The sequence below is a fragment of the Pseudomonas parakoreensis genome, from assembly GCF_021602155.1.
GTDB lineage: Bacteria > Pseudomonadota > Gammaproteobacteria > Pseudomonadales > Pseudomonadaceae > Aquipseudomonas > Aquipseudomonas parakoreensis.
This window is the reverse complement of sequence record NZ_BQHY01000002.1, coordinates 34,371-51,600: the sequence shown is the minus strand read 5'-3', so window position 1 is coordinate 51,600 and position 17,230 is coordinate 34,371. Positions and strand designations below refer to the sequence as shown.

The 17,230-nt window shown below is 55.0% G+C and carries 14 protein-coding genes and 2 pseudogenes; 10 read left to right on the top strand and 6 right to left on the bottom strand.

The window, feature by feature from the left end; all coding sequences use genetic code 11:
* The first annotated feature begins 96 nt into the window (after window positions 1-96).
* Window positions 97-1,011, top strand: a complete 915-nt coding sequence (locus L6D63_RS02800) for a LysR family transcriptional regulator (RefSeq protein WP_047294579.1) — start codon at window positions 97-99, stop codon at window positions 1,009-1,011.
* Window positions 1,012-1,470: 459 nt separating this feature from the next.
* On the opposite strand, the gene L6D63_RS02795 is transcribed toward L6D63_RS02800, so the two are convergent.
* Window positions 1,471-2,166 carry an SAVED domain-containing protein gene (locus L6D63_RS02795; protein WP_236170269.1) on the bottom strand — a complete coding sequence of 232 codons (696 nt, stop codon included), beginning with the start codon at window positions 2,164-2,166 and terminating at the stop codon, window positions 1,471-1,473.
* Here L6D63_RS02795 and L6D63_RS02790 point away from each other — a divergent pair.
* A pseudogene (locus L6D63_RS02790) lies at window positions 2,150-2,251 on the top strand (IS5/IS1182 family transposase); the annotation flags it as partial. The gene L6D63_RS02795 and the pseudogene L6D63_RS02790 overlap by 17 nt on opposite strands.
* Before the next feature lie 211 nt (window positions 2,252-2,462).
* On the opposite strand, the gene L6D63_RS02785 reads toward L6D63_RS02790, so the two are convergent.
* The 3 genes from L6D63_RS02785 to L6D63_RS02775 all read right to left on the bottom strand — a co-directional run bounded on the left by L6D63_RS02785 (window position 2,463) and on the right by L6D63_RS02775 (window position 5,806).
* The gene (locus L6D63_RS02785; RefSeq protein ID WP_047294580.1) at window positions 2,463-3,521 is read right to left on the bottom strand and encodes an alpha-xenorhabdolysin family binary toxin subunit B; all 1,059 of its coding nucleotides are present in this window, start codon (window positions 3,519-3,521) and stop codon (window positions 2,463-2,465) included.
* 30 nt (window positions 3,522-3,551) lie between these two features.
* Window positions 3,552-4,613 (bottom strand): hypothetical protein, encoded by a 1,062-nt coding sequence (locus L6D63_RS02780; protein ID WP_047294582.1) that lies wholly within the window; start codon window positions 4,611-4,613, stop codon window positions 3,552-3,554.
* Between the two features lie 152 nt (window positions 4,614-4,765).
* The gene (locus L6D63_RS02775) at window positions 4,766-5,806 is read right to left on the bottom strand and encodes a hypothetical protein (RefSeq protein WP_236170268.1); all 1,041 of its coding nucleotides are present in this window, start codon (window positions 5,804-5,806) and stop codon (window positions 4,766-4,768) included.
* Between the two features lie 233 nt (window positions 5,807-6,039).
* Between L6D63_RS02775 and L6D63_RS02770 the strand changes: the two are divergent.
* A pseudogene (locus L6D63_RS02770) lies at window positions 6,040-6,533 on the top strand (IS5 family transposase); the annotation flags it as partial.
* A 594-nt stretch (window positions 6,534-7,127) separates the two neighbouring features.
* Window positions 7,128-7,793, top strand: coding sequence for a hypothetical protein (locus tag L6D63_RS02765; protein ID WP_131670492.1), 666 nt, complete (start codon window positions 7,128-7,130; stop codon window positions 7,791-7,793).
* Window positions 7,794-8,248: 455 nt separating this feature from the next.
* Here the strand turns inward: L6D63_RS02765 and L6D63_RS02760 are convergent, their stop codons facing one another.
* Complete coding sequence (locus L6D63_RS02760; RefSeq protein ID WP_047294591.1) at window positions 8,249-9,427, bottom strand: sugar transporter; 1,179 nt, start codon at window positions 9,425-9,427, stop codon at window positions 8,249-8,251.
* A gap of 192 nt (window positions 9,428-9,619) precedes the next feature.
* Window positions 9,620-9,886: a hypothetical protein gene (locus tag L6D63_RS02755; protein WP_047294593.1), complete on the bottom strand. Its 267-nt coding sequence runs from the start codon at window positions 9,884-9,886 to the stop codon at window positions 9,620-9,622.
* On the opposite strand from L6D63_RS02755, the gene L6D63_RS28610 reads away from it, so the two are divergent.
* The 6 genes from L6D63_RS28610 (at window position 9,885) to L6D63_RS02730 (ending at window position 17,217) form a co-directional block, all read left to right on the top strand.
* A complete protein-coding gene (locus L6D63_RS28610) occupies window positions 9,885-10,019 on the top strand; it encodes a hypothetical protein (RefSeq protein WP_257012240.1) in 135 nt (44 codons plus the stop codon). The genes L6D63_RS02755 and L6D63_RS28610 overlap by 2 nt on opposite strands.
* 230 nt (window positions 10,020-10,249) lie before the next feature.
* On the top strand, window positions 10,250-10,597 hold the full coding sequence (locus L6D63_RS02750) for a DUF4190 domain-containing protein (protein ID WP_041064263.1): 348 nt from the start codon (window positions 10,250-10,252) through the stop codon (window positions 10,595-10,597).
* A 15-nt stretch (window positions 10,598-10,612) separates the two neighbouring features.
* Complete coding sequence (locus L6D63_RS02745) at window positions 10,613-11,065, top strand: DUF805 domain-containing protein (RefSeq protein ID WP_047294596.1); 453 nt, start codon at window positions 10,613-10,615, stop codon at window positions 11,063-11,065.
* A gap of 273 nt (window positions 11,066-11,338) precedes the next feature.
* Complete coding sequence (gene mexE / locus L6D63_RS02740; RefSeq protein ID WP_047294597.1) at window positions 11,339-12,592, top strand: multidrug efflux RND transporter periplasmic adaptor subunit MexE; 1,254 nt, start codon at window positions 11,339-11,341, stop codon at window positions 12,590-12,592.
* A 15-nt stretch (window positions 12,593-12,607) separates the two neighbouring features.
* Window positions 12,608-15,796, top strand: a complete 3,189-nt coding sequence (locus tag L6D63_RS02735) for an efflux RND transporter permease subunit (RefSeq protein WP_131670493.1) — start codon at window positions 12,608-12,610, stop codon at window positions 15,794-15,796.
* Window positions 15,796-17,217 carry an efflux transporter outer membrane subunit gene (locus tag L6D63_RS02730; RefSeq protein WP_041064275.1) on the top strand — a complete coding sequence of 474 codons (1,422 nt, stop codon included), beginning with the start codon at window positions 15,796-15,798 and terminating at the stop codon, window positions 17,215-17,217. Before L6D63_RS02735 ends, L6D63_RS02730 begins: the two co-directional genes overlap by 1 nt.
* Window positions 17,218-17,230 lie beyond the last annotated feature (13 nt).

Here is a 17,230-nt window from a genome sequence, read left to right as displayed (position 1 = left end):
GGTGCAGAGTACCAGCCTTTCCCCGTAATATTCATGCCGGCCATTGTTCTCATATGGTCGCTCTCGTCAAGCTTGATGACTCTGCCAGGACTCCAGATGAATCGTAATGACCTGCGTCGTGTCGACCTGAACCTGTTGATCGTATTCGAAACGTTGATGCACGAACGCAGCGTGACCCGTGCCGCCGAGAAGCTGTTTCTCGGCCAGCCGGCGATCAGTGCGGCGCTCTCGCGCCTGCGCAGCCTGTTCGACGACCCGTTGTTCGTGCGCACCGGACGCAGCATGGAACCGTCCGCCCGCGCCGTGGAAATCTTCGCCCTGCTCTCGCCGGCACTCGACTCGATTTCCACCGCCGTCAGCCGAGCGGCGGACTTCGATCCGGCCACCAGCACCTCGGTATTTCGCATCGGCCTGTCCGACGACGTCGAATTCGCCCTGCTACCGATGCTGCTCAAACGCCTGCGCGCCGAAGCACCGGGGATCGTCCTCGTCGTGCGCCGGGTCAACTACATATTGATGCCAAGCCTGCTGGCCTCCGGCGAAATTTCCATCGGTGTCAGCTACACCACCGACCTGCCGGCCAACGCCAAGCGCAAGGTGTTGCGGCGCAGCCAGCCGAAACTGCTGCGCGCCGACACGGTGCCCGGCCCGCTCAGCCTGGATGACTACTGCGCGCGTCCGCATGCGCTGGTGTCGTTCGCCGGCGACCTGAGTGGCTTCATCGATGAAGAGCTGGAGAAACTCGGGCGCAAGCGGCATGTGGTGCTGGCCGTGCCGCAGTTCAATGGTTTGAGCACGTTGCTCGCGGGCACTGACATTGTTGCGACAGTGCCGGATTACACGGCGGATGCGCTGACGGCTGCGGGTGGTGTGCGCGCAGAAGATCCACCGTTGCCGACGCGCACGTTTGAGCTGCACATGGCGTGGCGTGGGTCGCAGGACAACGATCCAGGGGAGCGTTGGTTGCGGTCGCGGATTCAGATGTTCTTCGGCGACCCTGAGAGTCTTTGAGTAACTGACTGCCATCAACTGGCTCAGCAGTGCATGGCGTCGCTTTTCCAACATCGCGTTGTTTGATGAGCTGCAGTCACACGATTTGTTGGACGCTACGCCGGAAGGAGAAGCGGTAGGAAGTGTGCTGTAGCGGACGATGGAGGCAGAATGGCTGTACATTTCTACACCTTCATCCAAGCTTGACTTGGGCCGATGCCTGCCAGATTGCCTTGGACGAAACAATCGCGGCGATGCTTTTACTGGACAGCATTTCAAACCGCAAAAAATGCCACTTTTGCCGCAAGTCCCCGCCCACTGGATGAGATGGCAATTGCCGCCGCGCACTACTGGGCGGTCGGTTCAAGAAGCATCTCTGACCACAATCAAGATAATGGAGGGTGCGAACAGTGGACTCACTGCCCACATTCCTGCCTAAGCATCAGTGTGTCGCTAAGCGCCAAGAGAACTTTAGAGACATCATCGGTGCACGATTTCCGGCTGGAGCACCCCCGCTACAGGTATGCGCACTACCCAAGGGAATCTTTTGGGATCGGCCTGTTCGTACTGATTGACCTCCAGGCGAGGGAGATTCCGCTTGTCATACAGCATGCCTAGCCGCAATGCCAGGCTTGCAGGGGCAGCCAGAAACAAAGTTATTTCTGTAACGCCTTTTCGAACCAAGGACATCACTGTATCGAGAAACTGCTGAGCGAGTTGTTGTTGTTTCAACTCGGACCAATGCGTGTCGGTACCACGCCCTTCCAGATCCATCCGGATAATGGGCGTTCCTGTTTCAGCGATCTGCACATCTACATCCAAAACATCGAACGAAGCGGACACACAGAGCGCCACGCGGGTCGCCCCTGCTTGCAAGGTATTCAAGCCTGCCACCACAAAGCGTTTACCGTCATCATCAACGGTTAACCCACGCCAGGCACGCAGTTGCCGATCCCAGTCCATGATGACCGTGTTTGTCTCGTCGTCGACGATCACTCCGAGGAGAAAAAGCAATGGCACCGGTGCAAGCCCACCGAGCACAAACGATATATCGGATCGGTCCAACCCATCGCAACGTCGTGCAATGTCATCAGGCAGGCTTGAAATTCGACGTACTGCAGCCTCTGGGCTCACGATCTGTCCATCGACAATTCCTTGCGGCTTGTCGAAAAACATCGCGCAACAGACAACCTTGTTCGCTTTGTCGAACCTGTGGATGGTGCGCAAACGGTTGTTGAATGCAGGAGAGGTGCGCCTGTAGTGCGGGTTGATTGCCTTGAAACACAGCAATCAGAGGAAAACCCGATGAACTAAAGGCAGGAAAGGTCTGATTTTCGACCGACTCACGATTTTTTGAACCTCAAGTAGCGCGGGCTTCAAAAATCAGCGGGTACTTCAGACCTTCCTTAAAGATCGCCGACTTCAAGCAATGGATGGCAAACAGAAGAATCGGCGATTCTTTAAGCCTCTATCTAAACACTACGGAGCCAGTACGGTTGAACCTTATTGCAGTAATTTATCAGTATTGGCGCGTCCGAGACAAGCTTCTTTCCCGACACTAATAAATGTGTAGAGTCTGATAGATAGTCCGATATAGTTTGGTCAACACCCAAGGGAAAAACAGCACCCACAAAGTGAACAAATGACTGACTGACTTTTCCGGCTTCCAACACATACTGCCTTCTAGGTTCTTTTACACTCGCCAGAATGTTGAGCTGTTCCAGCTTATCAGTAATTGCATCCACTTTAATCTCCAGCGCAGTCATGTTGGACTGTTTAGTTGAAATTTTATCGACGAGTTCCCGTCGCGCCTTGCGCAGGTCGTCATATTTGATTATTGAGTTAATAATCCCAAGCGCTTGGGCTGCAACGCTGACTCCTAGTCTAATCACAGATTTGATTGATTCAGGAACACCAGACTTGACTGTTTTCACATCTTTCGAGTCCTCGCTTGAGATCTGCTCAGTCACAGAAAAACTTTCCTCCAACGCTTTCAAGGCAGGCTGAATTCTATCGATAAACGTACTAGTCTCATACTCTAATATTGCCTGGTCGAGCTTCGCCTTGTCTGCTTTAAGCTGTAAAAGTTCCTTCTTGTCATCAGGCATGTCTTTCAACAAAATAGAATTTTCCTTACGCAGATCCTCTGTAATTCTTGACGTATCGCTAAGGGTTACAGTTTCAACATTAAGCAATCTATCTACACAGCTTTTTTGAAGAGGATACATCTCATTAAAGCAACGCACCAAAGAAGCTTTCAAATCACCTTTATACACTTCGTAGTTCGTACTCTGGAAAGCATCCAGATATTTTTTTACGTCAGCTATTTTCAGCTTAATTGGAATTAGGCTCAGCGCACTGTTGATCTCGGTGTCGCAGGTATTTATAGCTGCATTAAGACGTTTTAACTCCTCACCCAACTCCTTTATATATACATCACTCGACGTTACGAGCGCCTGATCACTTGAAATGATACGAGCCTTCCGAATCATTGGTAGCTCTGGCACCTTATAGATGAAGTCGACCATCATATTAACTCCGAATTGTGTATTAGAATTTGATCAGTTTAATGCTTTCTTGACATCCTCAACCATCTGTTTGATTTTGCTCCAATCGTCAAGCACACTCTCAACTTTGATAACGAGTTGTGCAACAAGCTTCCAGTCGCCGGGGCTTTCAAGTGTTGCTTTTGAATCGGCAATACAATTAGATGTTACCTTCCACGCATTGTCAATTTGCCCTAGCCCATCAATAGCGTTCTTAACAACAAGATGCAAGCTATTTAAGTATGCTGAAAGCGCCTGAAGCAACCCGGATAGAGCATTAAGACTTCTTTTGCGGATTAATAAGGCACTAACTTTATTAGATATTTCATTAAGTTCATGCCAGCCCTCCCGTTCTTCACTCCGAACTTTTTCGGGATTAACAAACATCCAAAAAAAATCTGAAGCGTTGGATTCAGTTTTTTCCCTCGCGCTTTCAATTTTTGGATAAAACTCTGCGATCTCCCTGTCAATATCTGAAATCTCTTTAAGTGTATTGGTCGAGCTTGCGGTTTTTAATTTACTCCCAACATCGGGTTGAATTTTATTTTTTAAAACCTCTTCAAAACCTTTGAGGTCACTCCTAAGTTTTGTAACGGATCCGCTTTTTGCTTCAATTGATTTTTTGATGCCCTCAAAGATCTCAGCTACCGATTGACAGTTAGCTCTGTCGGAAATATTCACAAGCGACTTGAAGCTCGCCAGAGCTGCCTGATCCATTTTATTTATCTCTCCTTTGTAGTTAATGTATCCCGGCATTTTTTTTATCTCCTCAAGTGCAGGTCCTGCATAGGTGCCAAGATCATCCCGGAAAGCGCTTAATGTTGAAATGCACGTTCGCATATCCGTTTCGATACCACTCCAGGTTACTGCGTGCTCCTTGATATTTTTGAACGTTATTAAGAGGCTATTGACTGATAGCTCATCCGTTGCGGACACCTGAGACTTGAATTTTATTTCGACACCTTTTGAATCCTGGGGAAGTGCGAAACCTTCTCTTACATAGTTTCTGATTTTACTTATATCGTCAGCTGTTATTTTTGACTTTACAACAGAGTAGTCAATAGTTACATTACTCATGGTATAGATCCCTTCTCTTTTAGACGTGCTTAATGTTGACACCCAGCAGCTTGACAGCCGCATAAGCATCCTGTGCCTTCCCATTAGCATTGAGACATAACCAGACAACTAATTTATAGATTAAGTCGCCCTAGCTTCTGACTCGCAAAACCTCAAGACATGTAAAAACTCAAATTACCCAAATAAGTTTTTATTTTCTCCCAGCCGCTCTTAATTCCCTTGACAGTTAGTTTGAAAAACAAAAGTCCATCAGTGTCTTTTATGTTGTCCACCTTTACCTGCGACGAGTCTATAAGCGCTAGCGTATCGATCCACAGAGCCTCGAACTCCCTAATAAGGGGGGCGTTCTGCCAGATCGTCTCAAGTAGGTAGAACGCCGAATTATTTAGATTTTCAAACACCCAATGAAATCCACTGTTACTGTTTTTACCGGCAATTATTAGAAGTTCTTTTTTGCTAACCAGCTCTTTTATTTTTTTAAATTTTGCATTAATAACACTCGCCTGAGATAAATTTTCAATATATCCAGACGCTTTTCGGTGCGCTTCTATTGCGAGTTTAAGCTCGCTATTTATTCGCTTAATATCTAGGTCAATTTCCCTGACCTCAATACCGAGCCCCGCTACTGCAAACAATTCAAGCAATCTTCTGAGCCGTGGCTCAACCTCTATTTCGAGAGAGCTTTTGAATCGAGTGATTGCCTTTTGAAAGTCGGACACTGTTTCCTGGCTACTGCTTATCGAAACCTTCAATGCCGAAACGTGGTCTTTAATTGTGCAGACATTGTTCAACTCCATTGAGGTAAGCAGCATTTTAGGAAACGATTTTATTTCTTCCTCTGTAAGGTCTGCCACTTTCAAACCCTTGATACTTGGCAGTCCCTCTATGACATCAATAACGGATTTGCAAAATTCAATAATATTTTTAGCCATATCGGGTAGGTCAATGCTCAATTTTTCTTTCCACGATTCGAGCCCCCCTAAATGTCTTGCGGTGTCTATTGACTTATCTAATAGCTCTTGAACGTCAGACACCTGCAATTCTTTGATGCCGTGTTTATCAATTTGCTCTTTGGAAAAACTCTTCAGAGTTATAAGAGCATCTCTTATTTCTGGCACGTATTTTGTCGAAAAAAACCTGATCTGCGTAACTTGTTCGTCAGCTAAATACAGGCTTAGAACTGAGTTAGACATGTTCATCCCCTTAAATATGAGATTCGGTGCTGTGTGTAATCAAGTAATAGGGCATAGGCGACATACCGTCTACTGTCAGATCTGACAGGTAGTCGCCATTATCCGACAGGCGGTTGATAAATAACGGCGAATGGTCAGTACTAGGCTCTTTACGAAATCAGCTGAAACTCATTTGAACCCAGCAATCGTCGGGACTCAGTAAAGTTCGCGTCCATCAAAGGCACGAGCCCACGATGGCCAAACGGTACGAACTTCCCGACGCAGCATGGGATTTGGTTGCAGACATTTTCAGTGAATCGCGCCGGAACGGGCGCCCACGGGCAGATGATCTGCCGATGCTCAACGGCGTGCTCTGGGTGCTCTGCTCGGGCACTGCCTGGCGCGACATGCCCGAGCGCTTCGGCCCATGGTCGACGGTGTATCAGCGCTTTTGTGACTGGAGTAATCGCGGGACATTCGACCAGATGCTTAAGCGGCTTCACATTAGATTGAACGAGCAAGGGTTAATCGATCTGCAGACCCGGATGATCGATTCCACGGCGGTACGCGCAACCCCGGCCTCTTCTGGTGCTGGGAAAAAAGGGGGCCTGAAGAACCGCAAGACCATGCCCTCGGACGAAGCCGGGGCGGCCTGACGACGAAGATTCCCATGCTGTGCGATGCCAATGGCGTACCGCTGAACTTTCTACTGTCCGGTGGGCAAGTCAGCGACATCGCCTATGCACAAGGGGGTCAACTATACACAGAGGAGAACGAGCCGTTCCCTCAGGTGCTGCAGAGCGCCTTGCTCGAACACCTCAATCCTGCCCGCCAAGATGCTTTACAGCCAAGGGTCCGAAACGCGCTGCTAGATCTTGAGCACTATCGCTCGCAAGACCTCACCAAGCTTATGCTTTCCACTGATGATCCCGACGCGGCTTTCCGCTACTCGCCACCGGATACCTCATGGAGTGACTAGTATGCTCTCAAGCTTCTCTGGTCACATGCACCACAGGCGCTTGTCAACTGGTTGAGCGAAGTATGTGCGCAACCCGTCAAGGGCTTACGTCCCAACTTATTGGTCATTGAGGTCTTCAAGCGCATCTGTCTGTCGCTCGGCTTCGACAAGCACCCAGTACAAATAGAAGCCCTCCTGCACAGTGAGACAAGCATCGTCACCTGAGTAGGTCTACATGCTTTCAAGGATGCAATCAACAAAGGCGCGTGGGGCGTTGAAACACTTGACCTAATCGATCAGGTAACACCTGCCAGCGCTCATCGAATCATTCTTTGCTGGCTGATCAACGAAGCGAACTATGATGAGTCGGACGTCAAGCACCATTTGATTGCAAAGCTGACGCAATCACTTGAAAGACCATTGTCTGATCAGGAACTTCAGGACATCCTGCAGTCTGTGCGCGGGCGTCTAGGAAGGCTACATCACTTTACGCCTTGGATTCCCGAGTCATTGCTTCTGCCCATGCTCGAACAGAAGACAGTAGACGCGGCTCAGGTCTCCAGAGAATGGTTCAGCGAATTGACAAGCCAATGGCGCAGCTCACTGAAAAACAACAACAGCCTGTATTTCAAGCTGAAGGCAGACGGTGCCTTCACTGATGAACTTGCCACATTGACCCGCTATCTGGCTCCAGAAGATCAGAAAGCGATCGTCGCTGAGCTGTGGAAGATCTTCAATGCGCTGGCTCGAACGATTCGTCAACCTTTCAGCGCTCAGGTGAGCTGGCAATCGCACATTCGAGCGCATGAAGTGAACCTCTGGCTCTATGCATTGGCTCGACGAATCGACGCACTGGTTGATGTTGATGCAACCCCATCACTGGCTGAACTTCTGCTTGAGAGCGAGGAGATTATTGACCGGCTTCCCGATACATACCGGGATTATGCCACCAGCACCGAACTACTCACCTACATGAAGGGTGATCCTGACCAACTCAAATCTCATAGCCTGAACCATACCATTCAAAAGGCTATTACTAGCGGCCAATAGGAAGTGCCTGCACGGCAGGTGCCTCGCTCTACAGGGGGCACTTACCTACCCGACGCACTTTGACAGCCCTTTGCACTCATTCCTCAAACAGTCAGCATGGGAGTCCGAAGCAATTAGACTTTCTACCCTCGGTCGGCTTCAAGAACCCCCGCGATGAACACCATCGGCACTGCAGCCGACGTGTGCCCGGTTAGAGCTGCCAACCAAGCTCTGAGCACTATCGACGAACGGTGTGGCCCGGTGGCAATGGAAACTGAGACTGCCGACGACCACTCTGATCCATATCAGAAATCGCCAATCGTGATTGATCACGCACTAACCGCGGCTGGGGCCAAACTTGGGGGCATAACACAAACATTCAGCTCTGAAACTACCGTAATAGTGCCCAGTCAAAATGTTCTTTGGCAACCCGGACAGCCTTGAACTGCCTGCACATTAAGCAGGCAGCCAAAGGCTCAAGTCCTCGGCCGGCTGATGCGATAGATCGACACGCAGTAAGACGCCAACGCCAACGCCGCCAGCATCCCGCCGACAAGCCCGACGTAAGCAAAGCCGAACTGGCTGCCGACCCAACTGCCCACCAGCGCCCCGCCGCCGATGCCGATGTTGTAGATCCCGGAAAACAGCGCCATCGCCACGTCGGTGGCGTCCGGCGCCAGCACCAGGACTTTCGACTGCAGCGCCAGCCCGAAGCCCATGATCGCCATGCCCCAGAACACACTCAGCACGCCGAGGTATGAGACGTTGCCGCTGAACGGCAACAGCAACGCCAGGCACAAGGCGAGCACCGATACGCAGATGATCAGAAAACGTTGCGGGTTATAGCTGTGCAAATAGCTGAACAGCAGCGAGCCGAAAATGCCGGCTCCGCCGAATAACAACAGCAGCAGCGTCACCACCTCACCGCTCATGTTGGCCACGGTCAGTACGAACGGCTCGATGTAGCTGTAGGCGGTGAACTGGGCAGTCACCACCAGAGCTGTCAGGACATAAACGGCTACCAGCGCAGGTCGCTTCAGCAATATAGGCAGGCTCTTGAGCGAGCCCGAGTTCTGGCTGGGCAGCAACGGCAGCACCTTCGCCAGACAGAACACCAGTGCTGCCGCGAAGCCCGCGATCACGATGAACGTGGTGCGCCAGCCCATGGCCTCCCCCAGCAAGCGGCCGAGGGGAATGCCCAGCACCATCGCCAGCGAAGTACCGGTTGCGAGCAAGCCCAGCGCCTGAACCTGCTTGCCCGGCGGAGCCAGGCGCACGGCCAGAGAAGCGGTGATCGACCAGAACAGCGCATGCGATAGCGCCACGCCGATCCGGCTCACCAGCAGCACCCCGAAGCTGGTCGCCAGACCCGATAGAATGTGGCTGGCGATAAACATTGCGAACAGCACGAGCAACAGTTTGCGTCGCTCGACGTTGCGCGTCAGCAGCATGATCGGCAGCGACGTCAGAGACACCACCCACGCGTAAATGGTCAGCATCAAACCGACCTGCGCCGTCGACATGTCGAAGCTGCTGCCGATCGAGCTCAACAGCCCGACAGGCACAAACTCGGTGGTATTGAACACAAACGCGGCCAATGCCAGGGCAATGACTGCGTACCAGTTGCCGGTGTTTGTCGCCGTAGAATCACTCATTGAACGTCGTATTACTCGTCGATGATCGCGCGTGAATGCACGCAAGCGATCTGTGCCCATCTGTCGGTGTCTTGGTACCGATTGCCGAATGTTTCGACGTTTAGGGGGACGCATCATCAGAGGGTCAAGCCACACTGATCTGATCCAATGCGGTAGAAGCATACGAGGTCTTGATCAAACAAGCTGCCTTGTTCACTGGCGCAAGTAGACGTTGCCCTGCATGCAGTCATTCTTCAGGTCGATCTGTTTCTCCGCGATGATAATCCCGTCACCCACGGCACTGCCCATGCCGTGGGTTTTATCGTTCGCTGCCGGGGTCGAATGGTAGCTGGCGGTCGCAGCGTTGGCCTGATATTGGCATTCAGCTATATCGTGCTGGATTTCAGCAGCACTGGCGCCGGGCCTGGACCAATCGTGTATGGATGTCGGTGTGCCACGGTCTGACTCGCGAGACTGCATGCAAGGTGACGGTATTCGCCAGCGGGTAGATGTCGCGCCGAATCATTTCACCGATGTAGAGTTTTATTGGCACGCCTGGGCGTTGCAATCGCCGCGCATGGAAATGCGGTTCGTGCTGCGCGACGTATCTTGAGCAGCAAGGAGCCGGTGAAGCGTTCGACCATGCCGAAGCGGTAAATGGCCTCGCTGGCTGGCACGGCTCCAGACGCTTCCACAATCCCGATAGCCTTCAGTCCTTGAGTCCCCGCACACCCACGGCAGCAATGATGGCAAAGTGATAATGACAAATCCGGTAATAAAGTTTAACTTACCGCCGCCCCGACCGCTGGAGGATCGGGCATTTGCACTCAGTTAAGGAAAACGATGGCAATGGTCTATTGTCGTGCTTGCGCCAAGGAGCTACACGAAACGGCGCTCACCTGCCCCCAATGCGGGGCGCCCCAACAGGCCTCCGTGCCGCAAACGCAAGCCGAAACACCCTGGCTGGCCATCGTTTCATTGATCCTCGGGATTATCAGCGCACTCAACCTATTTGATGATTCCGAATGGGACAGGGATGCGATTGTCGGTGTGGGCATCCTCAGCCTTGCGGGCCTCACTTGCGGCATCGTCTGTATCAACCAAAAACACCCAGGAAGAAACCTCGCGATCGCCGGCATCGTTTTGTCTGGCCTTGCCGCGTTCGTTTTGTCCTGTCTATCGATTGAATAATTTTAGGGAAAAAATATGAGCTTGGTTTTCTGCCGTGGTTGCGCCAAGGAAATTAGTAGCCTGGCCGTGGCATGCCCACAGTGCGGTGCACCTCAGGCCGCTCAACCGTCCTATGCAAGCGGCCCCGCCATCACCACGGGCAATCCTTACGTGGAAGCGCTGAAGAATTACGCCGAATTCAAAGGCCGCGCCACCCGCCGCGAGTACTGGATGTTTGTGCTGATCAACATGGGTATCTGCATTGTCATGGGCGTTCTCGACGCCATGCTCAACACCAAGGGCGTGCTCTACAACCTATACAGCCTGGCGATGTTGCTGCCGAGCATCGCAGTGGGCGCGCGCCGTATGCACGACACTGACCGTAGCGGCTGGTGGTTGCTGCTGCCGATCGTCAACCTGGTGTTCCTGGTGCAAGACAGCCAGCCAGGTCCGAACCGTTTCGGGCCGAACCGCAAAGGCAACAACTGAGTCACTTCGCAACACGTTGAACGAGACGGCCTTCATGGCCGTCTCTTTGTTTGTGCATTCTGATCCTGAAGCCGCCACTGGATTTTTACTGGCGGCGCAACACACATTTGTCATCAAACCAATTGATAGCACCCTAACGAAAGGTGCATGCTAGAGGGCTCGAATCGCTCTTATATCATTCCGAATGATAGTTACCTTTGCTTCATTCGATTCGTGCCATCACAGCCCGCCGAGCATCATCCGCCCATCTTCAATACATTGGCGGATGATTCCATGGAACAGTCACTCAAACATTTGCGCTTCCCCTTGGCCATGTTGGCCGTGCTGGTGATGAGCGCTTGCGGCAAGACTCCGGAGACTGCCGCCACCATGCCCGCTGCCAAAGTCAGCGTGGCCAAGGTGCTGGAACAACCAGTCAACGAGTGGGACGAATTCACCGGGCGCCTCGAAGCGCCGGAAACCGTTGAAATCCGTCCGCGGGTCTCCGGCCAGATCGACGAGGTGGCGTTCACCGAAGGCGCGCTGGTCAAGAAAGGTGACCTGCTGTTCCAGATCGATCCGCGTCCTTTCCAGGCAGAAGTTCGCCGTCTCGAAGCGTTGGTAGCCCAGGCACGCGCCAATGCCACCCGCAGTGAAAACGAAGCCGGTCGCGGCGAACGTCTGCGCGCCAGCAACGCGATCTCTGCTGAACTGGCCGACTCTCGCACCAGTGCCGCACAAGAGGCCCGCGCCGCCGTCGGCGCCCTGCAAGCGCAACTGGATCTGGCCAAACTGAACCTGAGTTTCACCCGCGTCACCGCGCCAATCAGCGGCCGCGTCAGCCGTGCCGAGATCACCGCCGGCAACCTGGTGACCGCCGACACCACACCGCTGACCAGCGTGGTCTCCACCGACAAGGTCTACGCCTACTTCGACGCTGACGAGCGGGTGTTCCTCAAATACACCCAACTCGCCCGCAACGGCCAACGTGGCGCCACCACGCCGGTGTACATGGGCCTGTCCAATGAAGACGGCAACCCACACCTCGGTCAGATGAACTTCGTCGACAACCAGGTCAATCCGAAAACCGGCACCATCCGTGGTCGCGCGGTGTTCGACAACAGCGACGGCACCTACACCCCGGGCCTGTACGCACGGCTGAAACTGGTCGGCAGCGGCACCTACAACGCCATGCTGATCAACGACGAAGCGGTCGGTACCGACCTCGGCAAGAAGTTCGTGCTGGTGATGGATGCGGACAACAAAACCGCTTATCGCGCCGTTGAACTGGGGCCGAAGATCGAAGGCCTGCGCATCGTGCGCACCGGTCTGAACAAGGACGACACGATCATCGTCAAGGGCCTGCAGCGGGTACGTCCGGGTTCGCCGGTGACGCCTGAAGTGATCCCGATGGCCAGCGAGCAGACCCTTGCCGCTCTGGCTCAACAACGTCAAGCGCTGGAAGCCAGCAACCTGCCCAAAGTCGCACCTGCCAAAGGTGCACAGGGTACGGCTGTGAAGCTGGCCGCTACGACCCCACGCGGTTAAGGGACGACAACTCCGATGAATTTTTCCCAATTCTTCATTTCACGGCCGATCTTCGCAGCGGTGCTCTCGCTGTTGATCCTGATCGCCGGTGCGATCTCGCTGTTCCAGCTGCCGATCAGCGAATACCCGGAAGTCGTGCCACCGACCGTGGTGGTACGTGCCAACTTCCCGGGTGCCAACCCCAAAGTCATCGGTGAAACCGTGGCCGCTCCGCTGGAGCAAGCCATCACCGGCGTTGAGAACATGCTGTACATGTCCTCGCAGTCCACCGCTGACGGCAAGATCACCCTGACCATCACCTTCGCTCTGGGTACCGACCTGGACAACGCGCAGGTACAGGTGCAGAACCGGGTGACCCGTACCGAGCCGAAACTTCCCGAGGAAGTGACGCGCATTGGTATCACCGTCGACAAGGCCTCGCCCGATCTGACCATGGTTGTGCACTTGACCTCGCCGGACAAACGCTACGACATGCTCTACCTGTCCAACTACGCGATCCTCAACATCAAGGATGAGCTGGCGCGTCTGGGCGGTGTCGGTGACGTGCAGCTGTTCGGCATGGGCGACTACTCGCTGCGGGTCTGGCTCGATCCGAACAAGACCGCTTCGCGCAACCTGACCGCCACCGACGTGGTGACGGCGATTCGTGAGCAGAACCGTCAGGTTGCTGCCGGTCAGCTCGGTGCGCCCCCTGCGCCGAATGCCCAGAGCTTCCAGTTGTCGGTCAACACTCAGGGCCGTCTGGTCACTGAAGAAGAGTTCGAGAACATCATCATTCGCTCCGGCGACAACGGTGAAATCACTCGTCTCAAGGACATCGCGCGTGTCGAGCTGGGTTCCAGTCAGTACGCCCTGCGTTCGTTGCTGAATAACCAGCCAGCGGTCGCGATCCCGATCTTCCAGCGTCCAGGCTCCAACGCCATCGATATTTCGAACGAAGTTCGCGGCAAGATGGAAGAGCTGAAGAAAGGCTTCCCGCAAGGCATGGACTACAGCATCGTCTATGACCCGACGATCTTCGTGCGCGGCTCGATCGAGGCGGTGGTTCACACCCTCTTCGAAGCGCTGATCCTCGTGGTGCTGGTCGTGATTCTGTTCCTGCAGACCTGGCGCGCCTCGATCATTCCGTTGGTGGCGGTGCCGGTGTCGTTGATCGGTACGTTTGCGGTCATGCACCTGTTCGGCTTCTCGCTCAACGCCCTGTCGCTGTTCGGCCTGGTGCTGGCGATCGGTATCGTGGTGGACGACGCCATCGTCGTGGTGGAGAACGTCGAGCGCAACATTGAACTGGGGCTCAACCCGTTCGATGCGACCAAAAAGGCCATGGGCGAAGTGACCGGCCCGATCATCGCGACCGCACTGGTGCTGTGTGCAGTGTTCGTTCCGGCGGCATTCATCTCCGGCCTCACCGGGCAGTTCTACAAGCAGTTCGCGCTGACCATTGCGATCTCGACCGTGATCTCGGCGTTCAACTCGCTGACGCTGTCGCCAGCGCTGGCCGCCGTGTTGCTCAAAGGGCATGACGCGCCGAAAGACCGCTTCTCGAGGATTCTCGACAGGATCTTCGGTGGCTGGTTGTTCCGCCCGTTCAACCGTTTCTTTGACAAGGCCAGCCATGGCTATGTCGGCACGGTGCGCCGCGTGATCCGCAGCAGCGGCATCGCTCTGCTGCTGTATGCAGGCCTGATGGTGCTGACGTTCTTCGGTTTCTCCAGCACACCAACCGGTTTCGTACCCGGCCAGGACAAGCAATACCTGGTGGCCTTCGCGCAACTGCCGGACGCCGCGAGCCTGGATCGCACCGAAGACGTGATCAAGCGCATGTCCGACCTGGCGCTGAAACAGCCTGGCGTGGAAAGCGCCGTAGCGTTCCCGGGCCTGTCGATCAACGGTTTCACCAACAGCCCGAACGCCGGCATCGTGTTCGTGACCCTGAAACCGTTCGATGAACGTAAAGACCCGAGCATGTCCGCCGGTGCCATCGCCGGGGCCTTGAACGGTCAGTACGCGAACATTCAGGAAGCGTACATGGCGATCTTCCCGCCACCGCCGGTACAAGGCCTGGGCACCATTGGTGGTTTCCGCCTGCAAATCGAAGACCGGGGCAACCTGGGCTACGACGAGCTGTACAAGGAAACCATGAACATCATCGCCAAGAGCCACAACGTGCCGGAACTGGCTGGACTGTTCACCAGCTACACCGTGAACGTGCCGCAAGTCGATGCCGCCATCGACCGCGAAAAGGCCAAGACCCACGGCGTGGCCGTCAGCGACATCTTCGACACCCTGCAGATCTACCTGGGTTCGCTGTATGCCAACGACTTCAACCGCTTCGGGCGCACCTATCAGGTCAACGTTCAGGCTGAACAGCAGTTCCGCCTCGAATCTGATCAGATCGGTCAGCTGAAAGTGCGTAACAACAAGGGCGAAATGATCCCGCTGGCGACCTTCATCAAGGTCAGCGACACCTCGGGCCCGGATCGCGTGATGCACTACAACGGCTTTATCACCGCTGAAATCAACGGTGCGGCAGCCCCTGGCTACAGCTCCGGCCAGGCCGAAAAAGCCATCGAAAAACTGCTCAAGGATGAACTGCCAAACGGCATGACCTACGAGTGGACCGACCTGACCTATCAGCAGATTCTGTCCGGCAACACCGCGCTGTTCGTGTTCCCGCTCTGCGTATTGCTGGCGTTCCTGGTGCTCGCCGCTCAATACGAAAGCTGGAGCCTGCCACTGGCGGTGATCCTGATCGTACCGATGACCCTGCTGTCGGCCATCACCGGGGTGATTGTCTCCGGCGGCGACAACAACATCTTCACCCAGATCGGTTTGATCGTATTGGTGGGCCTGGCCTGTAAGAACGCGATTCTGATCGTCGAATTCGCCAAGGACAAACAGCTGGAAGGCCTCGACCCGCTGGCTGCGGTACTGGAAGCCTGCCGTCTGCGTCTGCGGCCGATCCTGATGACTTCGTTCGCGTTCATCATGGGTGTAGTGCCACTGGTGTTCTCCAGCGGTGCCGGTGCCGAGATGCGTCACGCCATGGGTGTGGCCGTGTTCTCCGGGATGCTCGGGGTGACCTTCTTCGGTCTGTTGCTGACACCCGTGTTCTACGTGTTGATCCGTAACTTTGTCGAACGCGGGGAAGCCCGCAAAGCGGCCAGAGCGCACGCTCTTCAAAAGCCACTGGAGGCGCAATAATGAGTCTGAAAGTCTTCCTGCCGAGTCTTCTGGTGCTGGCGCTGAGCGCCTGCGCCGTCGGCCCCGACTACAAGACCCCAGCCACGGAGGCGGCCAACATCACGGCCGCCACCGATGGCGCCGCCGGGCAAAAGAACTTCGACCGTTCGAAATTCGAAGGCATCTGGTGGCAGCAATTCGACGATCCGACCCTCAACCAGCTGGTGACGCAATCGCTGCAAGGCAACCGCCAACTGCGCGTGGCGTTCGCCCGCTGGAAAGCCGCCCGGGCGATCCGCGACGACGTCAGCAACGATGCGATGCCGACCATCACCAGCCGCGCCAGCAGTGATCTGGCCAAGGGACAAATTCCCGGCCAGACCACCAAGCGGGTCAACAGCGAGCGCTACGATCTGGGCCTGGACATGGCCTGGGAGCTGGACCTGTTCGGCCGGATCCAGCGCAATCTGGAAGCCAGCGACGCCGACCAGCAGGCGGCCGAAGCCGATCTGTACCAGTTGCAAGTCACGATGATTGCCGAACTGGTCGACGCCTACGGTCAACTGCGCGGTGCGCAACTGCGCGAGAAAATCGCCGTGGCCAACCTGGAAAACCAGCAGGAGTCGCGCAAGATCACCATCAGCCTGCGTGACGCCGGCGTCGGTGATCAGCTCGACGTCGAACGTGCCGATGCGCGTCTGGCCTCGGTCGAAGCCAGCGTGCCGCAACTGCAGGCGGAACAAGTACGGCAGAAAAACCGCATCGCCACCCTTTTGGGTGAGCGTCCGGACAAAATGACCGTGGACTTGAGCCCGAAAGACTTGCCGGCAATTGCCAAGGCTTTGCCGATCGGTGATCCGGGTGAGCTGCTGCAACGCCGTCCGGACATCCTCAGCGCTGAACGCAAACTGGCCTCGGCCACCGCGCGGATCGGCGTAGCGAAAGCCGACCTGTTTCCACGGGTCAGCCTCAGCGGGTTCCTGGGCTGGACGGCCGGGCGTGGTTCGCAGATCGGCTCCTCGGCGGCCAACGCCTGGGCACTCGGCCCAAGCATTACCTGGGCGGCGTTCGATCTGGGTAGCGTGCGCGCCCGCTTGCGTGGCGCCGATGCCGATGCCGAAGGCGCACTTGCCACCTACGAGCAGCAAGTGTTGCTGGCGTTGGAAGAATCGGAAAACGCCTTCAGCGATTACGGCAAGCGTCAGCAACGGCTGATCTCGCTGATTCGTCAGAGTGAATCGAGCCGCAAGGCTGCCGACCTGGCTGAAATCCGCTACCGCGAAGGCACCACCGACTTCCTCGTGCTGCTCGACGCCCAGCGTGAACGGCTGAACGCCGAAGACAGTCAGGCCCAGGCCGAAGTCGATCTGTATCGCGGCATCGTGGCGATCTACAAGGCCTTGGGTGGTGGCTGGCAACCGGAAACCGTCGCCAGCAAGTAAAGGTTTTCAAAGC

Coding starts and splice junctions, on each gene's coding strand:
- L6D63_RS02800 (WP_047294579.1), top strand. CDS start 97: ATGAATCGTAATGACCTGCGTCGTGTCGACCTGAACCTGTTGATCGTA.
- L6D63_RS02795 (WP_236170269.1), bottom strand. CDS start 2,166: ATGTTTTTCGACAAGCCGCAAGGAATTGTCGATGGACAGATCGTGAGC.
- L6D63_RS02785 (WP_047294580.1), bottom strand. CDS start 3,521: ATGATGGTCGACTTCATCTATAAGGTGCCAGAGCTACCAATGATTCGG.
- L6D63_RS02780 (WP_047294582.1), bottom strand. CDS start 4,613: ATGAGTAATGTAACTATTGACTACTCTGTTGTAAAGTCAAAAATAACA.
- L6D63_RS02775 (WP_236170268.1), bottom strand. CDS start 5,806: ATGTCTAACTCAGTTCTAAGCCTGTATTTAGCTGACGAACAAGTTACG.
- L6D63_RS02760 (WP_047294591.1), bottom strand. CDS start 9,427: ATGAGTGATTCTACGGCGACAAACACCGGCAACTGGTACGCAGTCATT.
- L6D63_RS28610 (WP_257012240.1), top strand. CDS start 9,885: ATGCAAGGTGACGGTATTCGCCAGCGGGTAGATGTCGCGCCGAATCAT.
- L6D63_RS02755 (WP_047294593.1), bottom strand. CDS start 9,886: ATGCAGTCTCGCGAGTCAGACCGTGGCACACCGACATCCATACACGAT.
- L6D63_RS02750 (WP_041064263.1), top strand. CDS start 10,250: ATGGCAATGGTCTATTGTCGTGCTTGCGCCAAGGAGCTACACGAAACG.
- L6D63_RS02745 (WP_047294596.1), top strand. CDS start 10,613: ATGAGCTTGGTTTTCTGCCGTGGTTGCGCCAAGGAAATTAGTAGCCTG.
- mexE (WP_047294597.1), top strand. CDS start 11,339: ATGGAACAGTCACTCAAACATTTGCGCTTCCCCTTGGCCATGTTGGCC.
- L6D63_RS02735 (WP_131670493.1), top strand. CDS start 12,608: ATGAATTTTTCCCAATTCTTCATTTCACGGCCGATCTTCGCAGCGGTG.
- L6D63_RS02730 (WP_041064275.1), top strand. CDS start 15,796: ATGAGTCTGAAAGTCTTCCTGCCGAGTCTTCTGGTGCTGGCGCTGAGC.